The sequence below is a fragment of the Pedococcus sp. 2YAF34 genome (assembly GCF_052114585.1).
Lineage (GTDB): Bacteria > Actinomycetota > Actinomycetes > Actinomycetales > Dermatophilaceae > Pedococcus.
In genome coordinates this window covers 1-667 of the sequence record NZ_JBFRFA010000082.1, presented here as the reverse complement: position 1 = coordinate 667, position 667 = coordinate 1, and the positions used below count along the sequence as shown (strand labels likewise).

Genomic DNA, 667 nt, shown 5'->3' with positions numbered 1-667 from the left:
CCGCGGTCGATGCCGTCGTGGTGGGCGGTGCACAGGGAGATCTGGTTGTGCAGGTCGGTGGTGCCGCCGTCGGCCCACGCGTGGAGGTGGTGGACCTCGGTGAAGGCGGTGGTGGTGCAGCCGGGGAACCGGCAGCCGCGGTCGCGGTCGGTGATGAGGCGTCGGGTGCGTTCGGGCAGGATCCGCATCGCCCGTCCGACGGACACGGGGGTGCCGTCGGTCTCCCACACGGGCTGGACCACACCGTCGCTGATGAACCGGCCGAGCAGCCGCAGCGGGATCGCGTGCCCACCGGTCGCCCAGGCGCCTTCGGTGTCCAGGTGCAGGTAGACCCGGTAGTGCGCGGCACGGGAGGTGGACTCGATGGTGGCGAGGGAGCGGGTGGCCATCTCCTCCAACGCATCGGCATACGTCGGCAACCCCGCGTGCCGCTCTTCCACACGCGTGACTGCGGCATCATCGCGGCGACGGGTGAACAGGGCGTCCTTGGCTTCCTTGACGGCCTGTTCGACCAGGGTGCCGATGGTGGCCGGGGCGGAGTACCGCAGCTGGAACCGGCCGTCCGCGTCGTAGCTCATCGACAGCTCCGGCTTCGCGCACGCCCTCCGCTCCGATGCAGAACCGCGGGCAGTCTCCTGCTCCTGCTCGACGGCTGCGCGTGGGTCCA

General features: G+C 70.9%; 1 protein-coding gene. It reads right to left on the bottom strand.

Annotated elements, in window-relative coordinates:
* Positions 1-578 (bottom strand): HNH endonuclease signature motif containing protein (locus AB4Z02_RS18950; protein WP_441972911.1); only part of this gene is annotated, 578 nt, incomplete at its 3' end.
* Positions 579-667: the final 89 nt, after the last annotated feature.